Raw genomic sequence first — 23,665 nt, 5'->3', positions numbered from 1 at the left:
GGAGCCGGGGCGCAGGTCCTCACTCGTTGGGCCCGCGACCCAGCAGCCGGATCTCCTCGTTGTCCAGCGCGGCCTGGAGCTCCTGAAGCACGAGATCGTCGATCTCCCGGTTGTCCCGCAGTCGGGTGACCTCCCGACGCTTGTGGGCGAGGACCCCGAGGCGCAGCCTGCGTTCCAGCCGGCGCTCCTCGGCCGTGCTCCCGCCACTCTCGTTGAGGTCCGCCAGATGCCGCTGGTACTCGGCTTCCAACCTCTGCACCGCCTCCTGCTGGGCGCCGATCTCGGCGGCGACCCGGGGAAGAGCGGCCAGGCCCACCTCCGTGGCCCGTCGGCGGGCGTTGCGGGTCTCGTCGACGCGTTCCGGGTCGCCGGTCAGCCGGGCCCAGCGCACCACCAGCGGCAGGGTGGTGCCCTGAATGAGCATGATCAGCACGATCACCAGCGCGGTGACAAAGATGATCAGGTCTCGTTCGACCACCGGTCGACCGGAGGCCGTCATCGTCGGGACGGCCAGGGCCGCGGCGAGCGACACGGCGCCCCGGAAACCGGCCCAGCCGGCAACTGTTCCCACCCGCCAGCTCGACGGCCCCTGGCTCGGGTCGAGGATCCGGCGGCGCCGCAACTTCGCGACCTGCGCGGTCAGGTAGACGAATGCCAGGCGGGTGCCGACGACGGCCAGGGTGACCATCACCACGATCAGCAGAGCCCGCTGGGCCGAGGTGCTGGTGATGCCCCGGACCGCGCGAGGAATCTGCGTGCCAAGCAGGACGAACAGACCGCCGTTGATCAGGAACGTGGACAGGTCCCAGAACGCGTACGCCAGCACCCGGGACCGGGCGCGGATCACCCGGGGGCCGGCATAGGCCAGCACCAGGCCGGCGACCACCACCGCCAGCACACCGCTGGCGTGCACCGAGTCGGCCAGCAGGAAGGCGCCGAACGGTGTCAGCACGCTGAGCGCGCCCTCGCGCAGCGGATCGTCGAGCCGTTTGCGGATCAGCACCACGGCGGCGCCCACCAGCAGACCGGCGACCACGCCACCGACGCTGGCACCGACGAACTCCTCGCCGATGCCCAGCACGCCCGGCTCCGCGCTCTGGCTGAGCAGACCCACGGCCACGGCGAAGACCACCAGTGCGGTGCCGTCGTTGATCAGGCTCTCCGCGTGCAGGGTGGTGAGAAGCTTCCGGGGCAGCCGTTTGGCGAGACCGGTGACCGCCGCCGCGTCGGTCGGGGCGAGGACCGCGCCGAGCACCCAGGCCGCGGCGGGATTCACCCCGAACGCCTGCGCGGTGAACGACACCGTGACCATGGTGAGCACCACCAGGACCACGGCCAGCAGCCCGATCACCGGCAGGTTGGCCCGGATCTCGCGCAGGCTGATGGTGAGGCTCTCCCGGTACAGGATCGCCGGCAGGAAGATCAGCAGCACCAGGTCGGGTTCCAGGGTCACCTCGGACAGCGGCGGCGTCAGGCCGAGCAGCACCCCGAACGCGATGAGCAGGACCGGCGGGGCGACCCGGTACCGACCGCCGAGGGTGGTGCCGATCAGGACGGTCGCGCCCAGCACCACGATCAGGACGAGCACCTCCACGGCGTACCCCCTTGATCGACGGCCGACGGTGGACGCGCCGGTGGTTCCATCTGACCGCACCCGCCGCGGGGTTCCGACGCGAATCGGCAAGTCGCCGCCGGCAGCGGACGGCGGTCAGGGCGCCGGGGTGACGGCGCGGGCCCAGGCGGTCAGGGCGCCGGGGTGACGGCGCGAGCCCGGGCGGTGACCGCGCGGGCGGCGCGGCGGTGCGCGGCCGCTTCCTCGTCGCGGCCCAGCGCGTCGGCCAGGGCGGCGAGGTGCCCGGCCACCGGGCCGACGGTGAGCACCCCACTGCCGGCGGCCAGTTCATCCGCCGCTGGGAGCAGCTCGACGTAGACCCGTTCCATCGTGACCCGGTCTCCGAGGGCTTGCGCCGCCCGGCCGACGAGGCAGAGCCGCGCCTCCCGCAGCAGATCGTGCGGCCCGTCCGGAAGAGTCCGCAGGGCCGCCTCGGCAGCGTCCCGGTCACCGTCGGCGAGCAGCAGCAAGGGCCGGACCCACGGCTCGTGCGGCCCCCAGTCCAGATCCGCCCACCCGGCACCGCCGGGCCCATCTGCCCAACCGGCACCGCCGGGCCCGTCCGCCCACCCGGCACCGCCGGGCCCATCTGCCCAGTCCGCGCCGTCGGGCCCGGGGATCGGCTGGTCCGGACCGGCGTGCGGCCCGTCACCGCCGACGGCCTCGGCGAGCCGCAGGCCGAGCAGGGCGAGCGGAAGCAACCCGCGGGTCAGACCCGGCATGCCGTCGGCGCTCAGCCGGTCGGCAGCCAACCGGTACGCGTCCGCCGCCGCGGCCGGGTCGCCGTCCAGAGCCAGGCGCAGTGCCGCGTACCAGCTGGTGAAGACGCCGACCAGCGGCAGTTCGTACCGTTCGGCGAGGCGGTCGGCGGCGCGGGCGTGCGCGTCGGCAGCGGGCCGGTCGGCCAGCGCGCAGTGTGCCTGGACCAGGACGAGGTGACCGAGCACCTCGAAGGTCACCAGCCGGTGCCGGGCCGCCAGGTCGACCAGTTCGGCGCCGATCCGGGCCCGTTCTGCGGCCAGGCCGACGCGGTCGAAGGAGTGCATGAAGCGGGCGTTGAGCGCGAAGGCCAGCAGCCCCGGGTCACCGACGGTCCGGGCGATCGTCTCGGCCTCGTGCGCCGCACGGCGGCCCCGGTCGGTGGTGGTGCCGCGCAGCTCCAGCGCGAGGGTGCTCAGCAGCCGGCTGCGCCGAGCCGAACCGGTCGGGCCGAGAGCGGTCAGGGCGTGCTCGGCAGCGCGGACGATGTGCCCGGAGAGCAGGTCGTCGTCGTTGCGCGTCCAGATGGCGGGCACGTCGAAGCCGGCCAGCACCTCCTCGATCAGCAGCGGATCGCCGACGGACTCGGCGGCGGTGATCGCCTCGGCACGCCGTCGTCGCGCCTCGGCCAGGCGGCCCGTCACGGCCAGCGCGCGTCCCAGACCGAGCAACGCCGTCAACCGCTCGCGCTGCTCGCCCGCACCAGCGCGGTCGTACGCCTCGATCGTCTGCCCCCACAGGCGGGCGGCCTCGTGCGGGTTACCGCCCCGTTCGGCCTGCTCGGCGGCTGTGCGGGCGTACGCCGCAGCGCGACCGGCGGCGACCGGTCCGCCGGCGCGGAGCAGGTGGTGCGCGAGCGCGGCGGGCTCGACGGGCTCCCGTTGTCGCAGCACCTCCGCGACGGCTGCGTGCCAGGCGGCGCGGCGCGGCGTGGACAGGTCGGCGTAGAGCGTGTCGCGGACCAGGATGTGGGTGAAGCGCAGCCGCCCGTCGGGCTCCCGCTCGGTGAGGAAACCGGCTTGCAGGGCGCGGTCGACGGCGTCCAGCACGGCGGTGGGGTCACCGGCCAGCGCACCGAGCACCTCCGGGTCGAGGTCCCGGCCGAGCACGGCTGCCTGCCGCAGCACCGTACGCGTCGGCGTGGGTAGCTGCGCCAACCGGTGCCGGATCACGTCGCGCACCCCGGGCGGCACCGCGGCCAGCGCTGCCTCCCCCTCGCTCGCGTACAACTGGGCCAGTTCCCGGACGAAGAACGGGTTGCCGCCGCTGCGATCGTGGATCAACCGGGCGGTGGCCGGGTCCAGTGCCGCACCGACGACGGCTCGGGCCAACTCGTCGGTCGCCGACACGGGCAGGCCGGCGAGATACTCCCGGATCGGCTCCAGCCCGGCGGCGCGGGCCAGGGCGGCGGTCAGCTCGGGGCTGATCTCGGTGGCCCGGTAGGTGCCGAGGATCAAGACCGGCCCGGTGGCCGGCTGCGGGCCGGTGAGCAGGGCGGTCAGCAGGTCCAGGGTGTCGCCGTCGGCACGGTGCAGGTCGTCGAGGACCAGCAGCACCGGCCCGCGGTCGGCGACCGCCGAGACCAGGGACGCCACCGCACGGTGTCGGCGAAAGCGCGTCCCGGCGGGGTCACCCGAGCCATCGTCGGCAACAAGGCCGTCGGCCGGTCCGGCGAGCGCGTCGGTGATCTGGGTCCACGGCCAGGCCGGCGGCGCGCCCTCGTACTCCGGGCTGCGTCCCCATGCCGTGGTCCAGCCCTCGGCGGCGAGCCGCTCGGTGAGGGTCTCGGCCATCGCGGTCTTGCCGGCCCCCGGGTCGCCGCTGAGCAGCGCGAGGGTGGGTTCGCGGCGGCGGGACGCGGCCTCGGCGGCCTGCCGCAGGCGATCCAGCTCGGTGTCCCGACCGACGAACGGGCGCTGCCGCGCCGGACCCGGTTCGACGGGTCGCACGGGGCTGGGGGTGGCGTCGTCGTCGAGGGCCGGGGTGAGGTGCGGCGCCTGGGCCAGGATGTCGGCTTCCAACCGGCGCAGCTCGGGCCCGGGGTCCACGCCCAGCTCGGTCACCAGGGCGTGTCGCGCCTCGCGCAGCGCGGCCAGCGCGTCGCCCTGTCGCCCGGCGCGGTAGCGGGCCACCGCGAGCAACCGCCAGGCATCCTCGCGCAGCGGATAGCTGGCCAGGTGGGCCGGCAGGTCGGCGGCGGCCTCGTCGGGCCGACCCAAGGCCAGCAGCACCTCCGCGCGCCGTTCGACGGCCAGCATCCGCAACTCGTCCAGCCGGTTGATCTCGGCGACCGCCCAGGGCTCGTTGGCGCAGTCCGCGTACGCGGGCCCGCGCCAGAGCCGCATTGCCCCGTCGAGCGTCGCCAGGGCCGGCGCGGGACGTCCCGCCGCCAGCAACCGGCCCGCCTCGCCGACGGCCGCCTCGAACTGTCCGGCGTCCACCGCCTCCGGGGCGGCCCGCAGCACGTACCCGGGTGGCTCGGTGACCAGGATCCGGGGCGGCTGCCGGGGTGGTCGGTCGGGCTCCAGGGCCCGGCGCAGGTCGGCGACGAAGGTGCGGATGGCGCCCACCGCGCCGTCGGTTGCGACCTCCCACAGGTCGTCGACGAGACGTTCCACCGGCACCACCCGCCCGTGGGCGATCAGCAGCCGCGCCAGCACCAGGCGCTGCCGGTGCCCGCGCAGCGGGGCCGGGCCACGCGCGGTCACGGCGGTCACCGGCCCGAGGACGCCGAAGGTCACCGCGTCCGGTGCCGCCGGTTGCCTGGTCATGGCATCAATCTAGGCGCGCCGGGCGGACCGCACTGACTCGGCACTGATCGCCTGCTGATCACCACCGCGCAGGCTCGACCAGGTACGACGGCGAGGGCCACCGCCCCTGCCGGCACCGCTCACCAGGAAGGTTTCCCGTGGACCCCAGGATCAACGGATTCGACTACCGCCGTGTGACAGTCGCCGACGGTGTGACGCTCAACGTCGCCGTGGGCGGCTCCGGGCCGGCGATCGTGCTGCTGCACGGCTTTCCGCAGACCCACCTCATGTGGCGGCACGTCGCGGCCGACCTGGCCGCCGACCACACGGTCATCTGCCCCGACCTGCGAGGCTACGGCGACAGTGACAAGCCCCTCGACCCCGACGGCGACGGGTACGCCAAGCGCACCATGGCCGCCGACGTCGTGGCGCTGGCTGCTGCGCTCGGCCACCAACGGTTCGCGTTGGCCGGCCACGACCGTGGTGCCCTGGTCGCGTTCCGCGCCGGTCTCGACCACCCTGAGGTGATCAGCCATCTCGCGCTGCTCGACGTGGTGCCCACCCTCGACACGTGGGAGGTGCTGCACGGCACCTCCGCCGCCGTCGCGTTCCACCTGTACCTGATGGCACAGCCGCCCGGTCTGCCGGAAGCGCTGATCGGCGGCAGCCCGGACGCCTTCTTCGGCCATTTCCTGGACGTCTGGACCCGTGATCCGGAGGCGATGCCGGCGGACGTCCGGGCGGAGTACCTGCGCGCGTCCCGGGAGGCGGTCACCTCGATCGTCGCCGACTACCGGGCGTCGGCCGGGATCGACGTCGCCCACGACACCGCCGACCGGGAGGCCGGCAACCAGCTGCGGATGCCGGTGACAGTGCTTCAGCAGGACTGGGGTGCCGCGCTGGGCTACGACGCGGCGGCGGTGTGGCGCGCCTGGGCTCCGGATCTGGAGCATCGGACGGTCACCTGCGGGCACTTCATGGCGGAGGAGGCACCCGCCGAGGTGGTCCGGGCACTGCGGGCCCTGCTCGCCCGCTGACCCGATCGGCGCCCCGATCGCACCATTGTCACCCTCGGCAAGATATCCGACACTCTTCGTCACCGAGGTGATGGTGCGGTCGGGTCGCCGCGCTCCGGGCGACCCGACGCGCTCGAATCCGACCCGAAATGGGCTCTGAGCTGCGGTAACACGACGTTGCACCTGGTGGACGACAACCGGTCATCGGTGCTACACAGGCAGATATCGGCAGCCAACGACGGCGAGTCGCAGCTTTCTCGCTCAACGACCGTCCACAGGCAGCGCACCAACGGGCCACGCCGCACGGAACCGCCGCTCCACAGTCGCGACCCACCGAACGGCACCGGCCCACCGGCCGCTGCTGGACGCCGGTCCTCGACCAAGGAGTTGCCGTGGGAAACCTCCGTATCCGATCCCGCCACCAGCCGTACGAGATCGCTGTCCTGGCCGCGGCACCCGTATGTGGCGTGCTGATGATGACCCTCGAGGTCCGGCCGACCTCCGTGCAGACGGCCATGCCGGTGCCCATCCAGGTCGCCTGGGAGCTGGGTCTCATCGCGGTGGGTGTGGGCGGGCTGCTGGGCATCGTGTGGCCCGGCCGGCTCTCCACCGGGTTGGGCATCGAACTCGCGTCCGTGCTGGTGCTCGGCACGATCACCGGCATGTACGCGGTGGCAGTGGTGGCCATGTCGGGGCGACAGTCCATCGTCGCGACGTCGTTCGTCATCGCGGTGACGATCGGGTCGCTCTGGCGGGCGGCGCAGATCGCCGTCGACCTGCGCCGCCTGGTGCGGGCCTGCGAGATCGTGGGCTACGAGAAGGTGCCGGCAGGTGCCACGTGAGTAGCTCCCCGCCGCCAGTCGCACCGCACTGGGTGCAGATGGCGCTCAGTGTGCTCGCCATCCTCGGCGGAGGCACCGGCCTGGCCGCGATCGCCACTGTGGTGGTGCAGCGGGGCAAGTTCAGGGCCGACGCCGCCGACACCCTCACCGAGGCCGCACTCACCCTGGTGCAGCCGTTGCAGTCCCGGATCACCCAGTTGGAGGGCGAGGCGCTCAGCGCACGATCCGAGTTGGGCGTGCTCCGCGAGCAGGTCAACAAGTTGCAGTTCGCGGTCCGGGTGCTCACCCGGACGCTGGACCGTTGGCGGGCCGCGATCCAGTCGCCCGACGCCACCCTGCGCAAGGTCCGAGCCATGGTGGCGGAGACCGATCGTTCACCCGAGGATCCCTGAACAGCACCGGACCTCGCACTGCCCGGCCAGGAAGCCTCAGTCACCGCGACGGAGGCGTGCCGCGAGTTCGCTCATCGCCGCCCGGAACTCGGGATCGGACTCGCCCGGATGGTGCCCCCGCACCGGTGGCGGACGGCGCTCCCCCGGAGGAGGCAGCAGGCCCTGTGGGTCCCGTAACCGCCGGTCGACCCGGCCGGCCGGGTCGGCGGGGTCCGGAGGCGGGTCGCCGGGCCGGTGTGGGGCGAAGATCCAACCACCGACGGGGTCGGTGTCCCGCCACAGGTTGAGCCACCGCCACTCGACACGGTCCCCCACCGCGCGGAGCACCGTCTCGTTGAGATAGGCCGGAAAGAGCCGGGCGTACAGGCGGTCCAGCGGCGACCCGTAGGTGAGCAGGACGACGCGCTGGCGTACCCGCGGGGGCAGCCGCAGCACCGCGAGGGCGAGCAGCACCGACCCGTGGCTGTGCCCGCAGAGCAGCACCCCGTCGTGCCGCGCGGTCAGGTGGGTGATCCGGTCGGCCAGCTCCGGCACCGCACGGTCGGCGTAGCTCGGCGGTGCGAACGGGTGCGCGGCCCGGGGCCAGAAGGTACCCAGGTCCCACAGGATGCCGACGTGCCGGCGGAACCACGCCGTGCGGTAGGCGAACACGCCTCCGAGGATCAGGGCCACCAGCACCGCGGCGACGAGATAACTGCCCAGGGCGAGACCCATGCCGACGGCCCCGGCTGGCAGCCCGAGGACACGCCATGCCAGTTGGTCCGGTGCCAGGTCGGTCAGCCTCAACAGGCTCGTGGCCAGACCGATCACCGAGAGGGCCGCGTACGTGATCGCGAGGAGTCCCAGCCACTCGACGAACCGCGCGCGGGCGACCGCCCTCGTCACCTGGCGCAGCCGCTCGGCGCCCTCCGGCCCCACCGCCGGGAAGTCGCGGGCGGTGATCGCCGCCGCCGCCCGCCACCGGCGGCGTCGCGACAGGAGGGTCAGCCCACCGCACAACACCACGCCCGCGATGACGTGCACGAAGAAGGCCAACAGCGTCCACTGGTACGGCAGCGGCGGCCCACCGTCGCCGCGGTAGCCGCCGAGCAGGTTGCCGCTCTGGTAGACGAGGTTGGCGGCGAACGCGCTGCCGAGGCCGACCGCGATGGCCGCGACCACCGCCGCGCCCAGCCCCCGCGGCAGCGCGTTGCGGCGGCCTCCCCGGCCCTGGTGCCACAGCACCAGCCCGCTCAGCGCCACCAGCAGCGTCATCTGCGTGAGCAGCGCCCAGTTCACGACCTCGTCGTAGCCCGGCAGCCCGTCCGACGACGGCCAGGGGCGCTCGTCGAGGGCGACGGCGACGAGGGTGGCCACGCTCAGAGCAACGGCCACCGCGCCCACCGTGCTGGCGGTCCGGGTGACCATCCGCATGGTCGCCGCCCGGTCCAGCAGGCCGGGGACGGCGAGCAGAACGGCGCAGACCGGCAGCACCGCCGCGCTGAGCGCCAGCAGCACCGTCGTCGAGGCCGTCGCACCGTCGGCGGTCCGGGCCACGAGCAGCATCAGGTTGAGCACCGCGAGCGCGGCGGCGACGTGGACCGCGCGCAGCCGTCCCACCATCGGCTCGACGGCCCACAACGGGTTGCCGGCCGGACGGGGCCGACGGGTGCCCAGCAGCCGGAGGAAGGCGACGGCGGCGATCGGCAGCAAGGCGAGCACGGCCAACCGCGGCCCGATCTCCCGTCCGTCCAACCCCGCCATGGTGTCGAAGGGACCACGGCACCGGGCCGCGCCCAGACACCGCCAGGCGAGCAGGTCGAGGGCCACCCCGCCGATGGACACCACGTACAGCACCGTGAGGTTCAGGGCGAGGAGCCGGCACAGCACGGTGACCCCGGCGCCGCTGCGACGGCCGGTCGGCCGCATCCAGACCGCCACGTTGCTGAGCATGAACGGCAACAGGAAGACCAGCGAGAGCGTCCGGGCCACGGTGCCGGAGGGCAGGTCACCCCACCGGTACGCCTCCAGCGTCACACCGTCCGGCTCGGCGTCCTCCGATTCGGCGACGCGGTGGAAACCACCGCTGTCGTCACCCGCGACCTGCCGGACGTGCGCCCGACCGAGGACCTGCTCCGGTCGCGCCCCCGACACGCCGTGGACCCGCAACTCCACGACGTCGTGCCGACCGGGCCGCTGCTGGTGCGGCGTGTCATCCATCGGCGCGTCGTACTCAGCGGCCGGTGGTGCCGACGCGATGAGAGATCAGGTCCGACGCGACATTCCAGAGCCGTTCGGCGTTACCCGGGTCGACTGCGTACGCGGCCACACCGGTGTAGTCGGCAGGGCGCTCGGTGACGACCGCCGCCTCGGCGCAGTCCTCGAAGTAGCGACCGCCCACGCCGTCCAGCAACGGGGACGCGGCGAGCAGCACCGAGGTGGCGGCACCCTGCTGCGGGGTCTTCTGCCGTTCCTTGGGCGTACGCAGCCCGCCGGTGTGCTTCTGCAACCCGGTGGCGATCGCGCCCGGGTTGAGCGCGTTGGCGTGGATGCCCTCGCCGGACCAGCGGCGGGTCGCCTCGACCGCGAGCAACGCCTCGGCGCTCTTGGACTGCCCGTACGCGAGCAGCGGGTCGTAGGGCCGGAACGCGAAGTGCAGGTCGTCGAAGATCACCGGGGAGAAGAGGTTCCCGCTGGAGCTGACCGACACCACCCGGGCGCCACCGGCCGCGGCGAGGGCGTCGTGCAGACCGACGGTCAGGGCGAAGTGCCCCATGAAGTTGGTGGCGAACTGCATCTCCCAGCCCTCGGCGGTGCGCTCCAGCTCGGGCAGCGCCATGATCCCCGCGTTGTTGACCAGGATGTGCAGGGGCTGGTCCCAGCCGGCGACGAACCGGCGTACCGAATCCTGGTCGGCCAGGTCCAGCTCGCGGGCGCTGACCCGGTCCGCACCGATGCTGGCGGCGATGTTGGCGGCGGCCTGCTCGCCGGCGGCGACCCGGCGTACCCCGAGCACCACCTCGGCGCCGGCGGCGGCGAGCGAACGGGCCGTCTCGACGCCGATGCCGGCGGCGCCTCCGGTGATGACGGCCCGCTTGCCGGTCAGGTCGACACCGGCGAGGACCTCGTCGGCGGTCGAGGCGAAACCGAAGGGAGTGTTGATCCGAGTTGTCATTGCTGTCCCGTCTCTCGATCACGCTTACCCCGACACTGTCACCCAGGCGGCCGGTGCCAGCCGGATCCCTGCTTTTCCTGGGACTGGCAGGACCAGGATGGGCACCGGTGGCGGCTCCTACGATGAGCGGGTGAGCACAGCCGGCCCGCTGGGCGAATACCTGCGTGCCCGGCGCGAGCTGATCAGGCCGGGTGACGTCGGGCTGCCCGCGCACGGCCGTCGGCGGGTGCCCGGCCTGCGGCGCGAGGAGGCTGCCCTGCTCGCCGGCATCAGCGTCGACTACTACCTGCGGTTGGAGCAGGGCCGCGACCGGCACCCGTCGACGCAGGTGCTGGATGCTCTGGCCCGCGCACTGATGCTGGACGCGGAGGCCGCGGCGCACCTGTACGGCCTGGCCCGGCCGGCGCCGACCGGTCCGGCTGTGCGCCGGCAGGAGCGGGTGCCCCTGGGCATCAGGCAGTTGGTCGGCTCGTGGAGCGAGACCCCCGCCTTCGTGCACGGGCGACACCTGGACGTGCTCCTCGCCAACCCCGTCGCGACCGCGCTGGCACCGATCTTCACGGCCGGGGTGAACCTGCTGCGCGCGGTCTTCCTGGACCCGAGCGTGCCGGCGCTCTACCCGGCCCTGACGGCCGTCGCGGCCAACGCGGTGGCCGGCCTGCGCGCACAGGTCGGCGCCGAGGTGGACGATCCCCGGCTCACCGAGCTGGTCGAGGAGCTGACGGCCGGCAGCGAGCGGTTTCGGCGGTTGTGGGCCCGACACGACGTCACCGTTCGCGCGGGCGGTGGTCTACGGGTGTTCCGGCATCCGCAGGTGGGCGAGCTGGAGTTGCGCTACGAGAAGTTCACCATCAGCGGCACCACCCAGTCGCTGGTCGTCTACCACGCCGAGCCGGGTGGCCCGTCGGCGCGCTCGCTCGCCCGGCTGGCCCGAAGCGCGGCGGGCGACGGCGACGGATCAGGCTAGCTCTGCAGGGCCGGTCACCGGCTGGCCGCCCGCTCGGCGACCACCACCGAGATCCCGTCGAGGACGCGTTGCAGACCGAACTCGAAGGCGTACTCCGGGCCGTACGCGGCACCGTGCTGCTGACCGGCTGCGGTGCCGACGCGGGAGGCGATCGGATAGCTGCCGGCCGTCATGAACGTCTCCAGCCAGGGCGCGTGCGACTGCCACCACTGGCCGTCGGTCATGCCGGACTGGCGCTCCAGGTCGACCACCTCGGAGGCGGCCCGCGCCGCGCTCTTCACGTGGCCGAGGAGGAGCGTGAGCACCGCGTCCATCTCGACGTCGCTGAGACCGATGTCGACGACCGCGCCGAGCTCGTAGTCGTACTTGGCCAGCAGGTGCGGGCCGAGCACCGGTCGGGTCGTCTCGGCCCGCAGCATCCAGGGATGCCGCTGGTAGAGCGCCAGGTTGTCGCGGGCGATCCGCTCCAGCCGGGCCCGCCAGTCACCCTCGACAGCGGGTCGCGGCATCTCGCCGTACGCGGTGTCGACCATGACGTCCACGAGTTCGGCCTTGCCCGGCACGTACGTGTAGACCGACATGGTGCCGACGCCCAGCGCCTCGCCGACGCGTCGCATGGTCAACGCGTCGAGGCCCTCCGCGTCGGCGATGTCGATCGCGGCCCGGACGATCCGGTCGACGCTGAGGCCGGGCCCGGCGCTGCGGCTGGTCGGCTCCCGAGTGCGCCAGAGGATGGCCAGGCTGCGGGCCGGGTCCGCGGTCGCCTTGCGCTCACTTGCCATGGTGCGGCCATCCTAACAACGCGGGCGTACGACGTACGCCGCGCGGCTGGCCGCACCCCGGCCCTGCCGGCGGTCACTCGGCCGCCGGGGGCACCGACCGCAACCAGCGGTAACCCGCGCCGAGCGTGGCCGCGAAGGCGATCACCACGGCGTACGACCAGGCGTCCCCGCCCGCGCTCAGATCACCGAAGCGGTTGGCCAGGAAGCCGACGAAGGTCGCCATGCCCAGCCCGGTCACCGCGACGACCGCGCGAAGATCGGCCACCACCGCCGCGTACGCCCCGGCGACAACAGACATGACCAGCGTCCGAGCGGGCAGCTCGGCCGGGGAGAACAGCGCCCCGGCGAGCAGCGCGGCGCCGATCAGCACCGTCCAACCGATCGCCACGCTCACCCCGGTCGGGGTCGACCCGCCGACCACGGCGGTCTTCTGCTCCTGATCGACAACCACAGCACGCCTCCGGCGAGGGCGGAGACCCGTACTTCGGGCCCGCCGAAGGCAATGGCACCGCGACGGGGGCACCGCCGGCCAGGGCTTTCACGTTTCCGCTACGCCGATCGGCGCGATCGTGACGCCGCTTTGACGCGCAACGGCCAGCGCGCCCGGGTCAGCTGGCCTCGCTGTCGTCGGACAGCGCCGCACGGGCGTTCGGTGGGTAGTGCTGGGCATACCCCGGAAAGTGGATCTGGACGGCTGGGGCGCGTGGTCGTCCCCGATTAGCGTCTCTGGCATGACCCCGGAAAGCCCTTCTCACCTGGCCAGGGCGCTGCGTCGCCGCGACTGGCTGGTCTCCGCCTGGCCATGGCGGGCACTGGCCTACCTGGTCAGCACACTGCCGATCGCGGGCGTGCTCGCCGTCGGGCTGCTCGTCATCGGCGCGCCCCTCTTCGCCGCCCTCAACGCGCTGCTGCTGCACGGCCGGCCGCCGGGCATCCCGCTCATGCTGTTCCTGGCGGTCGGCAGTCTCACCCTGCTGGCGCTGGCGCCCCTCATGAGCTTCCCGGTGGCCGTCATCGAGCGGTGGCGGCTGGGGCTTGTCGACGGCCGCCCACTGCCCACGTCACCGTGGCCCGGCCTGGCCGCCCGTTACCGCAGCGCCGCCGGGTGGCGGGAGGTGGCTTACCTGTTCTGGCTCGGCGGGGTCGCCCCGGTCGCGTACTGGGTGTTCCTGGTGGTGGTGCTGCTCGACCTCGGGATGATCACCAGCCCCTGGCTGGCCGGCGACTCCAACCAGCCCGTCGTGATCTGGCAGCCGATCGACACCACAGGCGAAGCCATCCCGTACGCGATAGTGGGCGTGCTGCTGATCCCGGTGCTCTGGTACGCCGTCGGTCTGCTCGCCGCCGCCCAGGCCGCCGTGGCCCGGTGGGCGCTGGCCTCGCCGGTCGACGCCGCGGCGCTGCGCGAGGTCGCCCGGTCCCGCACCCGGCTGGTCGGCGCGTACGAGGCCGAACGCCGCCGGATCGAACGGGACCTGCACGACGGCGCGCAGCCGCGACTGACCAGCCTCACCCTTCAACTCGGCCTGGCCCGACTGGACGTACCCGAGGACTCCCCCGCCGCCCGGCCGCTCGCCGTCGCGCACGAGCAGGCCCGGGGCCTGATGGTGATGCTGCGCCAGTTGGTGCACGGCATCCGGCCGCAGAGCCTCACCGACCTCGGCCTGGCCGGCGCCGTACGCGAGTTGGCCGACGCGGCCACCGTCGCGGTCACCGTCCGCGCCGACCTCGACGACGAGCTACCGGAGATCGTCCAGACCACCGCGTACTTCGTGGTGTCCGAGGCTCTCGGCAACGTGGTCCGGCATGCCGGCGCGACCAGCGCGGACGTCCGTCTCACCCGGGCCGGTGGCGACCTCGTGGTCGAGGTGTCCGACAACGGCCGGGGCGGTGCCGACCCGACCCGGGGTACGGGCCTCACCGGTCTCGCCGACCGGGTCGCCGCAGTGGACGGACGGCTGTTGCTGTCCAGCCCGCCCGGCGGGCCTACCCTGGTCCGGGTGGAGCTGCCGTGCCGTCGCTGACCCGGGTGGTGCTCGCCGAGGACGAGGTGCTGCTGCGGGAGGGCCTGGTCGCGCTGCTGACCCGCTTCGACTTCACGGTCTGCGCCGCGGTCGGCTCCGCGCCGGACCTGCTCGACGCCGCCCGCGAGCACGAACCGGACCTGGTGCTGACCGACATCCGGATGCCGCCCGGCCGCCGCGACGACGGGCTGCGCGCAGCCGTCGCGTTGCGCGCCGAACGACCCCACCTCCCCGTCGTGGTGCTCAGCCAGTACGTGCAGACCGGGTACGCGGCGGCGCTGCTGGACAGCGGAGACGGCCAACGGGTGGGGTACCTGCTCAAGGACCGGGTGGCCGAGGTCACCGAGTTCGTCGACACGCTGCGCCGGGTCACGGCCGGTGGCACCGCCATCGACCCCGATGTGGTCCGGCAACTGCTGCACCGCCCCCGCGATCCGCTCGCCGCGCTGTCCGCCCGGGAGCGCGAGGTGCTGGCGCTGCTGGCCGAGGGCCGGTCGAACGCCTCGATCGCCCTCCGGCTGCACGTCACCGAGGCGGCGGTCGGCAAGCACGTCGGCAACATCCTGTTGAAGCTCGACCTGCCACCGAGCGACGACACCAACCGTCGGGTGCTGGCGGTGCTCACCTACCTGCGGGCCGACCCGGCGAGCTGACCAGCGTCGGGCCGAGATCGGGTCGGGTCGCTCGGGGCGATAGGTTTTCCTCAGCGGTACCGCCGCCACGTCGGGCGCGGACCAGGGAGATGGGGGCACGGCATGGCGGAGGCGCTGCGGGTTGGCCTGCTGGGGTACGGGCTGGCGGGCCGGGTGTTCCACGCACCGCTGATCGCCGCGACGCCCGGGCTGCGGCTCGACGCCATCGTGACCCGCGACCCGCAGCGGCGCGAGCAGGCCCGGCAGCACTTCCCGGACGCCCGCCTGGTCGACGACGCCGACGAGTTCTGGCGTACGCCGGACGCTCTGGACCTGGTCGTGGTGGCCACGCCGAACCGGCTGCACGTGCCGATGGCACGGGCGGCGCTCGCAGCCGGCCTGCCGGTCGTCGTCGACAAGCCGTTGGCCGCGACTGCTGCCGAGGGTCGCACGTTGGTCGACGAGGCGACCGAGCGTGGGGTGCCGCTGACGGTGTTCCAGAACCGGCGTTGGGACGGCGACTTCCTGACCGCCCGCCGCCTCGTCGAGCAGGGCGAGTTGGGGCGGGTGCTGCGCTTCGAGTCCCGGTTCGAGCGGTTCCGTCCGACGATCAAGCCGGGCTGGCGGGAGCTTGCCAGTCCCGAGGAGGCCGGCGGCGCACTCTTCGACCTCGGCGCCCACCTCGTCGATCAGGCGGTGCAGCTCTTCGGCCGGGTCGACCGCGTCTACGCGGAGGTGGACCGTCGCCGCGCGGGCGCAGCTGTCGACGACGATGCCTTCGTGGCGCTGACCCACGCCAACGGGGTCCACTCGCACCTGTGGATGGGCGCGGTCACCGCTCAACTCGGCCCCCGCCTGCGCGTGCTGGGCGACCGGGCCGGCTACACGACGTACGGGCTGGACGTGCAGGAAGCGGCGCTGCACGACGGCGGCCGGCCGGACCAGCCGGGCTGGGGCGAGGTCCCGCCGGAGCGGTACGGCAAGCTCGGTGTCGACGGCGACCTCCGACCCGTGCCGACGGAACCCGGTGCGTACCAGAGCTTCTACGCGCAGGTGGCGACGGCGCTGCGCGACGGCGCGCCGATGCCGGTGGACCCACGGGACTCGGTCGCCACGGTCGAGCTGATCGAGCTGGCCCACCGGTCCGCGGTCGAAGGCGCGGTGCTGCCGGTCCCCACCGTCTGACCTTGTCGTAACCGGCACCTGTCCGGTCGGACGGTCCTGAAGCGCTCGAAAACCAGTGGATCGGCGCCGCTGGGCGCCGTTACCGTGCGCGCAACCAGGTCGTCTAGGCAAGGACGTGCCGTTGTACACCCTGTGAGACATCCCAAGCGCTGATCTGTCGCGCGTCGCGCCGTGTGCGCCGCGCCGCTTTTTGCTGCGGACCTCTCACTGAAACCGGTGTACCTCTGTGCTCAGAAACTGGGCCGTCGTGCCCACCTGCCTGCCACTCATCAACCGCCGTTGCCGCTCGTGCGCGTCCGAACGCCTCCGGCCAAGCGGCAAATTTCGAGTCAACGCCAACCACAAACTCATCGACGTCTGGCTCCTCGCGCTCTGCACCGCCTGCGGGGAGACGGCAAAGCTCACCGTCCTGGAGCGAATGACAGTTCGCACCATCCCACCGGAGTTGCTGGACCGGTTGCACGGCAACGACCCTGGACTGACAGCCGATCTGCTCCAGGATCCGGACGTGCAGCGCGCCAACCGCATCGCCCTCGACTGGACTGGCGCCTGGCGCCTCGACACCGGCGGATCGGATCACCCGGACGGCGAGACGATCGACGTCTCGGTCCGCTTCGCGGCGCGGATCCCGGTCCGACCAGTACGACTGATCGCTGAAGGTTGCGGTCTTACCCGAGGCGAGGTCGAGAGACTGATCGTCCAGGGGAAGCTCGTTTCGGCGGTCCGGTTGAACGGCAAGCTCTCCGGCGACTTCACGTTCACCCTCAAGCACTGACCGCTTTTCCCTACGACCACGGGCCTGTCCGGCATCTTCCGCAGGGCAGGCCCGTGGGCGTTCCACCCGCACCGCCGACAGCACGTCACCCGATTTGCCCGTCTCGGGTTGCCGGCGTGCGGTTGATCGACTCGGTTTTCATGAAGTCGCGGTGTCAGACCGCCTGCGATACCCCGATTTCAAGAAAGCCGAGTCGATCATGGCCTGAGAGTCGGTGGCCTGACGGGCGGGCGGCCTGACGGGCAGGCGGGCGGAGGGTCTGACGGGCGGGGCTGGCGGCATCGCCGACGGGCGGGCGGCCGGCGCCGGATCGGTCGGGAGCGCACGTGTCGGGTTCACGGACGGTTCGTCCGGCTCAGGTGCCCGGGTCCTGCTCGGAGGGGGCGTCGTCCGGCACCCGGGCGTCGTCGTCGGTCAGTGCGTCGTCCGACGGCTTGGCGTCGTCGCCGAGCCGACGCTCGGCCTCCCGGACCTCCTTGTCGAGCCTGGGGTTCTCCTCGTCGGGACCGTGCGACATGGCGACCTCCATCGGGCGCGACCGGGAACCTCCGACACCCTCGACCGGGTGCCTCCGAGCACCCATGACCGGGCGCCTCCGAGCACCCGCGATCGGGGACCTCCGAGTACCCGGCCTGACGGCGGGGACACCGGTACACAGACGCCACTGCGCATCAAACCGACCGAGAAGACCCACCGTCCTCGGCGACCGCGGCCCTCAGGAAACAGGCGGCTGCCTCGATCGGGACGGTCGCAACGTAACTGTGTGCCGGCACCTGCGGGAAACGTCGCGCAGGTCATGTCGCAGAAGCGGTGAAGACGTCGTCGGCGGCCGACCGCAGGCGGGTTGGCTGGGTGCCGAGCACCGGACCACCGGAGCCCGAGCACCGGACCACCGGATGCCGAACGCCGGACCACTGCAGGCCGAACGCCGGACCACTGGATGCCGAACGCCGGACCATTGGGTACCGAGCACCGGGCCGGCCGGCGAGCGCGCCGGGCTGGAGCCCAGGAGCGTTGCCGGCCCGGCCCGGAGCCGGATCAGCGCTGCTTTAGCTCGCGCCAGGAAGGGTGGGTGCCGCGCCAGGCGTCGGCGAGGATGGCCGCCGAGGCCCGGCTTGGGCACTGCTGCACCCGCTCACGACCCGACGCCCCACCGATCTGGGCGCGGACCTCCCAACCCTGCCCGTCAGTACGGATATACACGTCCCGGCGCCCGCGCGGGGTCGTGTCTCCGTTCCACCAATGCTCCTCGACCTTCATTCGCCGACCGTATAGCAATTTTTGCGTCGAGGGTACGGCGCAGGCGGGTGGATACCAGGGCGATAGCCATAATTCAGGCGTACTTCGACCGATCTGGTGACAGGGAGGAACCGCGAGGGCGGATCCTTCCCGCCCTGAGTGGCGGATCAGGTGGATATGAGATATCGCTGAGTACACCGGTCAGGGCGCTTGTCGACCCGCCCTGCCCCGAGGGGCCGAGTGCGGCGAGCAGCCCTCGCCTGTGATGCGAACATCACAGGGAGTGATCGGCGGTGGTGCTCATCCCTGGGTGGTGAGCAGGTAGTCGTCGGCTTCCGGGCTCCAACGCAGATCGACCACTCCCCCGGTCGCGGCGGCCTTGCAAAACTGGAGGAAGCTGCGATAGCCGAGCTTCTTCTCGCTGAAGTCGGGGCGGGCCCGCCGAAGCTGGTTCTTCAACCCGGACAGCGCCACCGGGTTGCCGCTGCTGCCCAACTCGGCCACCACACCGCGGAGCAACCCGAAGGCCACCTCCCGGTCGCCGTGTTCGGGCAGCGAGACCTCGGGGTCACCCTTCGCGGGGCCCTCGGCCAGCTCGATCACGGTCTGCTCGGCGAGGTGCCGCAGCAGTTCCCCAAAGGTGCGAAAGCCGTAGTCGGACTCACTGAACGTCGGGTCCTTGCGCAGCAGGGTGCGCTTGAGCCGGGAGGCGGTGACGTCGCCGTTGGCACTGCCCTGCAACCCGGCCACGGTCTGGGCGACCAGCACGGCGAGTGCGTCGACGTCCCGTCCCGGCTCTTCGCCGGCGGGTCGGCGGTCCACCTCGGGCTCGCGCTCCCGTTCGAGCTCCTGCTCCGGCTCGGGCGGGCGCTGGTCCGTGCCGGCCGGCCGGCTGGAACGGCCCCGTCGGCTGCGGGTCGGCGGGATGTCCACACCCTCCAGCCGGTCGTAGTAGAGGAACTCGTCGCAGGCCGGTGGGAGCAGTGCCGACGTGGAGCCCTCGACCCCGACACCGATGACCCGCTTGTTCAGCTCGCGGAGCTTGTGCACCAGCGGGGTGAAGTCGCTGTCGCCACTGCAGATCACGAACGTCGAGATGTAGTCGCGCTCGAAGGCCAGCTCGATCGCGTCGACGGCCATCTTGATGTCCGCAGCGTTCTTACGGGACGCGCCCATCCGTTGCGGAATCTCGATCAGCTCGACGTGGGACCGGGTGAGCATCCGGCGGTCCTCGTCGAAGTACGACCAGTCGGCGTACGCACGGCGGACCACGACACGGCCTCGTTCGGCCAGCGCGTCGGCGATGGGCCGGAAGTCGAAGTCCGCGCCGCCACGGTTGTCGCGTGCGCCCAACGCGAGGTTTTCGTAGTCGAGGAAAAGGGCGATCCGGTCTTCTTGATCCACGGGGGCCAGCCTACGCCCGGCGTGAGCTGGGCGGGGCAGGCGACGCGCGAGACCTCAACTCGACGACCGTCCATTTCTTGCGGCTTGATAGCCCGTTATTTTCATTGTTCGATAGACGTCTTGCAGTGCGATGTGTGGTGCTGCATCATGACGATCAATGTCGGGCGTCGGGGAACGCCGGGCGGACCTCCACCACCACCCACCCAGGAGGGTCACCGATGTTTCGCAGCCTCATGCCGGCGCGGGGACGCCCCGGCCGGCCCGGCGGCACCGCTGTCGCGCTCGCGGCCGGCCTCGCCGTACTGGTCGCCGGGCCCACAGTGGCCACCGCCAGTCCACCCGCGTCCGCCGGCGCCCAGCCGGTCGTCACCCGGGCCGCTCTCGACCCGGCGTTGGTCGCCGGGCGCGGCGCGGACGTCGACTTCGTCGAGCAGGAGGCGGAGAACGCCCGCACCACCGGCGAGGTCATCGGCCCCGACCGGTCCGCCTACACCCTGCCCGCGGAGGCCTCCGGCCGCCGGGCGGTCCGGCTCACCCCCGGCGAGTACGTGGAGTTCGTCCTGCCCAGCGCGGCCAACGGGATCACCGTGCGGTACAGCATCCCGGACGCGCCGCAGGGCGGCGGGATCACCGCGCCGTTGCGGGTCGCGGTCAACGGCAAGCACGTGCGCACCATGACGCTCACGTCGCAGTACTCGTGGCTCTACAACCAGTACCCGTTCACCAACGACCCACAGGCCGGGCTGCTGCACCCGGACTGGTGGATCACCGAGTGCCAGTGCGTGCCGTCGGCCACCACGCCGACCCCGAGCATCAGCACGCCGTTCCGGCCCGGCCAGTTCTACGACGAGCAGCGGCTCCTGCTCGGCCGCACCTACCGGGCCGGCGACAAGATCCGGCTCACCGCGCCGCCCGGCAGCGCCGCCGCCTGGACCGTCATCGACCTGCTCGACTCCGAGTTGGTCGCGCCGCCGCACGTCCGGCTGCTCGCGGCGAACGTGCTGGCCTTCGGGGCCGATCCCACCGGCCGGCGGGACTCCGCCGACGCGCTGGACCGGGCCATCGCCTTCGCCAGGCGCACCCACCTCAAGGTCTACATCCCGCCGGGCACCTACCAGGTCAACCGGCACATCACCGTCGACGACGTGACCATCGAGGGCGCCGGCAACTGGCACACCATCATCAAGGGCCGTGAGGTCGCCCTGCCGACCCCCGCACCGGACGGCTCGGTGCACACCGGCGTCGGGTTCTACGGCCGCGACGCCGCAGACGGCGGCAGCCGCAACGTCCACCTCTCCGGCTTCGCGATCGAGGGAGACGTCCGGGAACGCATCGACACCGACCAGGTCAACGCGATCGGTGGCGCGATGAGCGACTCGACCATCGATGGGCTCTACCTGCACCACACCAAGGTGGGCGTGTGGTTCGACGGGCCGATGCGCAACGTCCGGGTCACCAACAACATCATCGTCGACCAGATCGCCGACGCGCTCAACTTCCACACTGGTGTGACCGACTCCGTCGTGGCCCACAACTTCGTCCGCAACACCGGCGACGACGGCCTGGCGATGTGGTCGGAGAAGACGGCGAACGCGCGCAACACGTTCGACCACAACACCGTGCAGTCACCGACGCTGGCCAACGGCATCGCCATCTACGGCGGCACGGACACCACCGTCTCGCACAACCTCGTCGCCGACCCGGTCCGCGAGGGCAGCGCCCTCCACGCGGGTTCCCGCTTCGGCGCGGAGCCGTTCACCGGGCACCTGCGGTTCACCAACAACACCACCGCCCGCGCCGGCACGTACGAGCTGAACTGGAACATCGGGCTGGGCGCGATCTGGATCTTCGCCCTGGACCGGAGCATCGACGCTGACGTCCAGGTGACCGGTGACGCATACCTCGACAGCACATACAACGCGATCATGCTGGTCAGCGACTGGCCGGTGAAGGACCTCTACTCGATCAGCAACGTGCGGTTCCGGGACGTCCGGGTCGACGGCACCGGCACCTCCGTCCTCAGCGCCCGTACGGCGGGGTCCGCCTCGTTCGCCAACGTGGACGCCCGCAACGTGGGCGCTGTCGGCGTCAACAACTGCGGTTCGTTCCACTTCACCCCGGCCGGTTCGGAGTTCACACTGACCGACCTCGGCGGCAACGACGGCGGTTGGCTCGCCCCGTGGCTGCTGCCCAACACCATCACCTGCGACGACCGGCCACCCGTGTCGCCGCCCCCGCCTCCGGCGCAGTGGTGAACGCGGTGGGCGGTCCGACTCGTCGGGCCGCCCACCGCACGCTCACCGCGTTCTGGCGTACGCCAGCGGCACGCTCGTCGGCTGCCCGTTCCAACTGCCGAGCAGGGTGGGCCCGGTGGCGTCGCCCGCGCCCGGCCGACGGACGACGACCAGGTCGGCGGAGTCGGTGACGATGGTGGTGTTGTCCTCGTCGACCACCTGACGCACGGCGCCCACCGGCGCCGCGTCGGCGTCCCCGGCGCCGCTGACGGCGATCGTCACGGTCGGCTCACGCATCTCACGCCGACCGTCCACCTCGAAGTACTGCTCCGCCTGGCCACCACCGGCGAGGATCGCGTGGGCGAGCGCGGCGGCGTAGACCGGGTCCGCGCAGCCGTCGTACACCCAGCGCGTGCCGAGCACCGAGTGCTCGGTGGTGCCGACCAGCCAGTCGTCGGCACCGTCGAGGGGCGCGGAGCGGTAGGTGAGCGGGACCTGGTGGACCGGCCCGTCGGCGGTGCCGACCAGCATCGTCTCGATGCCGACCTCGTCGGCCGGGTCGTCGAAGCGGTACGCGCCCCGACTCACCACATCGGCGCCGGTCAGACCGCCGGTGACGCCGGCCAGTTCACCAGCGACGTCGGTCGGCCCGAGGAACCAGGGTTGGCTGGGCAGCCAGGCCGCCAGCAGGTCGAGCTTCGTGGGGCGCAGCGTGGCCCGGTGCAGCAGTGCCATGACCGCAGCCTAGGTCAGAGGCCGGCGCAGGGGTTGCCGTCCACCGTGCAGGTCTCCGGTTCCCGGGCCTTCGGCCGGTTGTCGCGTACGTCGAAGCGGAACGTCTGCGACCCACCGGCGGGCACAGCGGCCCCGGTGAAGGTGACCGACCGCCCGTTCTGTCGCCAGTCCGCGCCGTCGACGTCGTCCACGGTGCTGCCGTCGGCGAGGCTGACCACCACCACCCAGCCGTCCACGGCGGTGCCGGCGCGGTTGCCGAGCACCACTTCGCCGGTGTAGCCGAACAGGCGGCTGGAGTCGGTGTCGTAGCTGGCCGTCAGCGGCGGTGGGGGCGGCGGCGCCGACGTGAGGGTCGGCGACGGCTTCGCCGACGGGCTCCGGCTCGGACGGGCGGTCGGCGACGCGGCCGTTCGCGAGGGGCGTACCGAGGTCGTCGGCCGCGGCGTGGCGGCGACCTCGACGGGTGTCGCGGACGGCGACGGCGACGGGGCCGCGGGCGGCGCGGCGCGCTGCTCCGATTCGGCCGGAAGCGCCACCCACGCCGCCACCCCTCCGACGGCCACCACCCCGACCAGCGCGGCGGCCACCTGCCGGCGACGGCGACGGGCACGGGAGGGCCCACCGAACACGCCGACCAACGGCAGTTCCGCCGTCATCCCGCCGTCGCCGCGGCGCAGATCGACCTGCTGGAAGGCGAGCCAGTCGAGGATCGCCGGCAACCGTACGGTCAGCGCCTGCCGGAGTTGCTGCGCGCGTGGATCGTGCTGTTCGGCGGACCACGCGCCGTGCGTGGTGACCTCCCGAATCTCCAGCCGACAGCCCTGCCGGGTGGCGGTGACCGCACAGGTCAGCTCGCTGAGCCGGCCGGCCTCGTCGCAGGCCAGGACGAGGAGTTCCGGCTCCCGCCGCTCGGTCACCTCGACCTCGACGTTGGCCTCGAAGCCGGGCAACCCGGCCGTGCGCAGCAGGAGCCGGTCCGGTACGCCCTCCACCGTGTCGGCGTCGGCGAACCACCGGCCGAGCAGCTGCCGATCGGTCAGTGCGAGCCAGACCCGGTCGGGTGGGTGGGACAGCTCGACCTGCGCACCGATCTCGATCACGGCGAGACTCTAACGGGTCTCCGGTCCGTCCCGCCCCGGCCCGCCACAGCTGGTTGCCGGCGT

The 23,665-nt window shown here is 72.6% G+C and carries 20 protein-coding genes; 9 read left to right on the top strand and 11 right to left on the bottom strand.

The window, feature by feature from the left end; all coding sequences use genetic code 11:
• Positions 1-19: 19 nt before the first annotated feature.
• Together KBX46_RS20130 and KBX46_RS20125 are read right to left on the bottom strand one after the other, a co-directional pair.
• Positions 20-1,594, bottom strand: coding sequence for a Na+/H+ antiporter (locus KBX46_RS20130; RefSeq protein WP_210793634.1), 1,575 nt, complete (start codon positions 1,592-1,594; stop codon positions 20-22).
• Positions 1,595-1,743: 149 nt separating this feature from the next.
• Positions 1,744-5,142 (bottom strand): AfsR/SARP family transcriptional regulator, encoded by a 3,399-nt coding sequence (locus KBX46_RS20125; RefSeq protein WP_210793633.1) that lies wholly within the window; start codon positions 5,140-5,142, stop codon positions 1,744-1,746.
• Between the two features lie 137 nt (positions 5,143-5,279).
• On the opposite strand from KBX46_RS20125, the gene KBX46_RS20120 reads away from it, so the two are divergent.
• The 3 genes from KBX46_RS20120 (at position 5,280) to KBX46_RS20110 (ending at position 7,371) form a co-directional block, all read left to right on the top strand.
• The gene (locus KBX46_RS20120; RefSeq protein WP_210793632.1) at positions 5,280-6,158 is read left to right on the top strand and encodes an alpha/beta fold hydrolase; all 879 of its coding nucleotides are present in this window, start codon (positions 5,280-5,282) and stop codon (positions 6,156-6,158) included.
• A 452-nt stretch (positions 6,159-6,610) separates the two neighbouring features.
• On the top strand, positions 6,611-6,979 hold the full coding sequence (locus tag KBX46_RS20115) for a hypothetical protein (protein ID WP_210793631.1): 369 nt from the start codon (positions 6,611-6,613) through the stop codon (positions 6,977-6,979).
• Positions 6,976-7,371 (top strand): hypothetical protein, encoded by a 396-nt coding sequence (locus KBX46_RS20110; RefSeq protein ID WP_210793630.1) that lies wholly within the window; start codon positions 6,976-6,978, stop codon positions 7,369-7,371. Before KBX46_RS20115 ends, KBX46_RS20110 begins: the two co-directional genes overlap by 4 nt.
• A 36-nt stretch (positions 7,372-7,407) precedes the next feature.
• On the opposite strand, the gene KBX46_RS20105 is transcribed toward KBX46_RS20110, so the two are convergent.
• A complete protein-coding gene (locus KBX46_RS20105) occupies positions 7,408-9,570 on the bottom strand; it encodes a hypothetical protein (protein ID WP_210793629.1) in 2,163 nt (720 codons plus the stop codon).
• Positions 9,571-9,583: 13 nt separating this feature from the next.
• Positions 9,584-10,525, bottom strand: coding sequence for an SDR family NAD(P)-dependent oxidoreductase (locus KBX46_RS20100; protein WP_210793628.1), 942 nt, complete (start codon positions 10,523-10,525; stop codon positions 9,584-9,586).
• 130 nt (positions 10,526-10,655) lie between these two features.
• Between KBX46_RS20100 and KBX46_RS20095 the strand changes: the two genes are divergently transcribed.
• Positions 10,656-11,492: a helix-turn-helix transcriptional regulator gene (locus KBX46_RS20095; protein ID WP_308159628.1), complete on the top strand. Its 837-nt coding sequence runs from the start codon at positions 10,656-10,658 to the stop codon at positions 11,490-11,492.
• Between the two features lie 14 nt (positions 11,493-11,506).
• On the opposite strand, the gene KBX46_RS20090 is transcribed toward KBX46_RS20095, so the two are convergent.
• Positions 11,507-12,274 carry a TetR/AcrR family transcriptional regulator gene (locus KBX46_RS20090; RefSeq protein WP_088947174.1) on the bottom strand — a complete coding sequence of 256 codons (768 nt, stop codon included), beginning with the start codon at positions 12,272-12,274 and terminating at the stop codon, positions 11,507-11,509.
• 73 nt (positions 12,275-12,347) lie between these two features.
• Positions 12,348-12,725: a hypothetical protein gene (locus KBX46_RS20085; RefSeq protein ID WP_210793626.1), complete on the bottom strand. Its 378-nt coding sequence runs from the start codon at positions 12,723-12,725 to the stop codon at positions 12,348-12,350.
• Between the two features lie 280 nt (positions 12,726-13,005).
• On the opposite strand from KBX46_RS20085, the gene KBX46_RS20080 reads away from it, so the two are divergent.
• From KBX46_RS20080 to KBX46_RS20065, 4 genes are all read left to right on the top strand, one after another.
• Positions 13,006-14,298, top strand: coding sequence for a sensor histidine kinase (locus KBX46_RS20080; RefSeq protein WP_210793625.1), 1,293 nt, complete (start codon positions 13,006-13,008; stop codon positions 14,296-14,298).
• Positions 14,286-14,951, top strand: a complete 666-nt coding sequence (locus KBX46_RS20075) for a response regulator transcription factor (RefSeq protein WP_088947172.1) — start codon at positions 14,286-14,288, stop codon at positions 14,949-14,951. Before KBX46_RS20080 ends, KBX46_RS20075 begins: the two co-directional genes overlap by 13 nt.
• Before the next feature lie 102 nt (positions 14,952-15,053).
• Positions 15,054-16,115, top strand: coding sequence for a Gfo/Idh/MocA family oxidoreductase (locus tag KBX46_RS20070; RefSeq protein WP_088947171.1), 1,062 nt, complete (start codon positions 15,054-15,056; stop codon positions 16,113-16,115).
• A 226-nt stretch (positions 16,116-16,341) separates the two neighbouring features.
• A complete protein-coding gene (locus KBX46_RS20065) occupies positions 16,342-16,890 on the top strand; it encodes a DUF1062 domain-containing protein (protein ID WP_088947170.1) in 549 nt (182 codons plus the stop codon).
• A gap of 355 nt (positions 16,891-17,245) precedes the next feature.
• Here the strand turns inward: KBX46_RS20065 and KBX46_RS20060 are convergent, their stop codons facing one another.
• The 3 genes from KBX46_RS20060 to KBX46_RS20050 form a co-directional block, all read right to left on the bottom strand.
• Positions 17,246-17,407, bottom strand: a complete 162-nt coding sequence (locus KBX46_RS20060) for a hypothetical protein (RefSeq protein WP_185755252.1) — start codon at positions 17,405-17,407, stop codon at positions 17,246-17,248.
• A 521-nt stretch (positions 17,408-17,928) separates the two neighbouring features.
• The gene (locus KBX46_RS20055; protein WP_030335934.1) at positions 17,929-18,150 is read right to left on the bottom strand and encodes a hypothetical protein; all 222 of its coding nucleotides are present in this window, start codon (positions 18,148-18,150) and stop codon (positions 17,929-17,931) included.
• Between the two features lie 279 nt (positions 18,151-18,429).
• A complete protein-coding gene (locus KBX46_RS20050) occupies positions 18,430-19,533 on the bottom strand; it encodes a PIN domain-containing protein (RefSeq protein WP_088947169.1) in 1,104 nt (367 codons plus the stop codon).
• A gap of 218 nt (positions 19,534-19,751) precedes the next feature.
• On the opposite strand from KBX46_RS20050, the gene KBX46_RS20045 reads away from it, so the two are divergent.
• The gene (locus tag KBX46_RS20045; protein WP_210793624.1) at positions 19,752-21,788 is read left to right on the top strand and encodes a glycosyl hydrolase family 28-related protein; all 2,037 of its coding nucleotides are present in this window, start codon (positions 19,752-19,754) and stop codon (positions 21,786-21,788) included.
• 42 nt (positions 21,789-21,830) lie between these two features.
• On the opposite strand, the gene KBX46_RS20040 is transcribed toward KBX46_RS20045, so the two are convergent.
• Positions 21,831-22,502, bottom strand: a complete 672-nt coding sequence (locus tag KBX46_RS20040) for a hypothetical protein (protein WP_210793623.1) — start codon at positions 22,500-22,502, stop codon at positions 21,831-21,833.
• A 14-nt stretch (positions 22,503-22,516) separates the two neighbouring features.
• Entirely contained in the window at positions 22,517-23,602 is a 1,086-nt protein-coding gene (locus KBX46_RS20035; protein ID WP_210793622.1) for a cellulose binding domain-containing protein, read from the bottom strand.
• Between the last annotated feature and the right edge of the window lie 63 nt (positions 23,603-23,665).

It is taken from the genome of Micromonospora sp. C81 (genome assembly GCF_018070425.1).
Classification (GTDB): Bacteria; Actinomycetota; Actinomycetes; order Mycobacteriales; family Micromonosporaceae; genus Micromonospora; species Micromonospora zamorensis.
The sequence above is the reverse complement of the archived record's forward strand: the minus strand, read 5'-3'. Positions and strand labels throughout refer to the sequence as shown.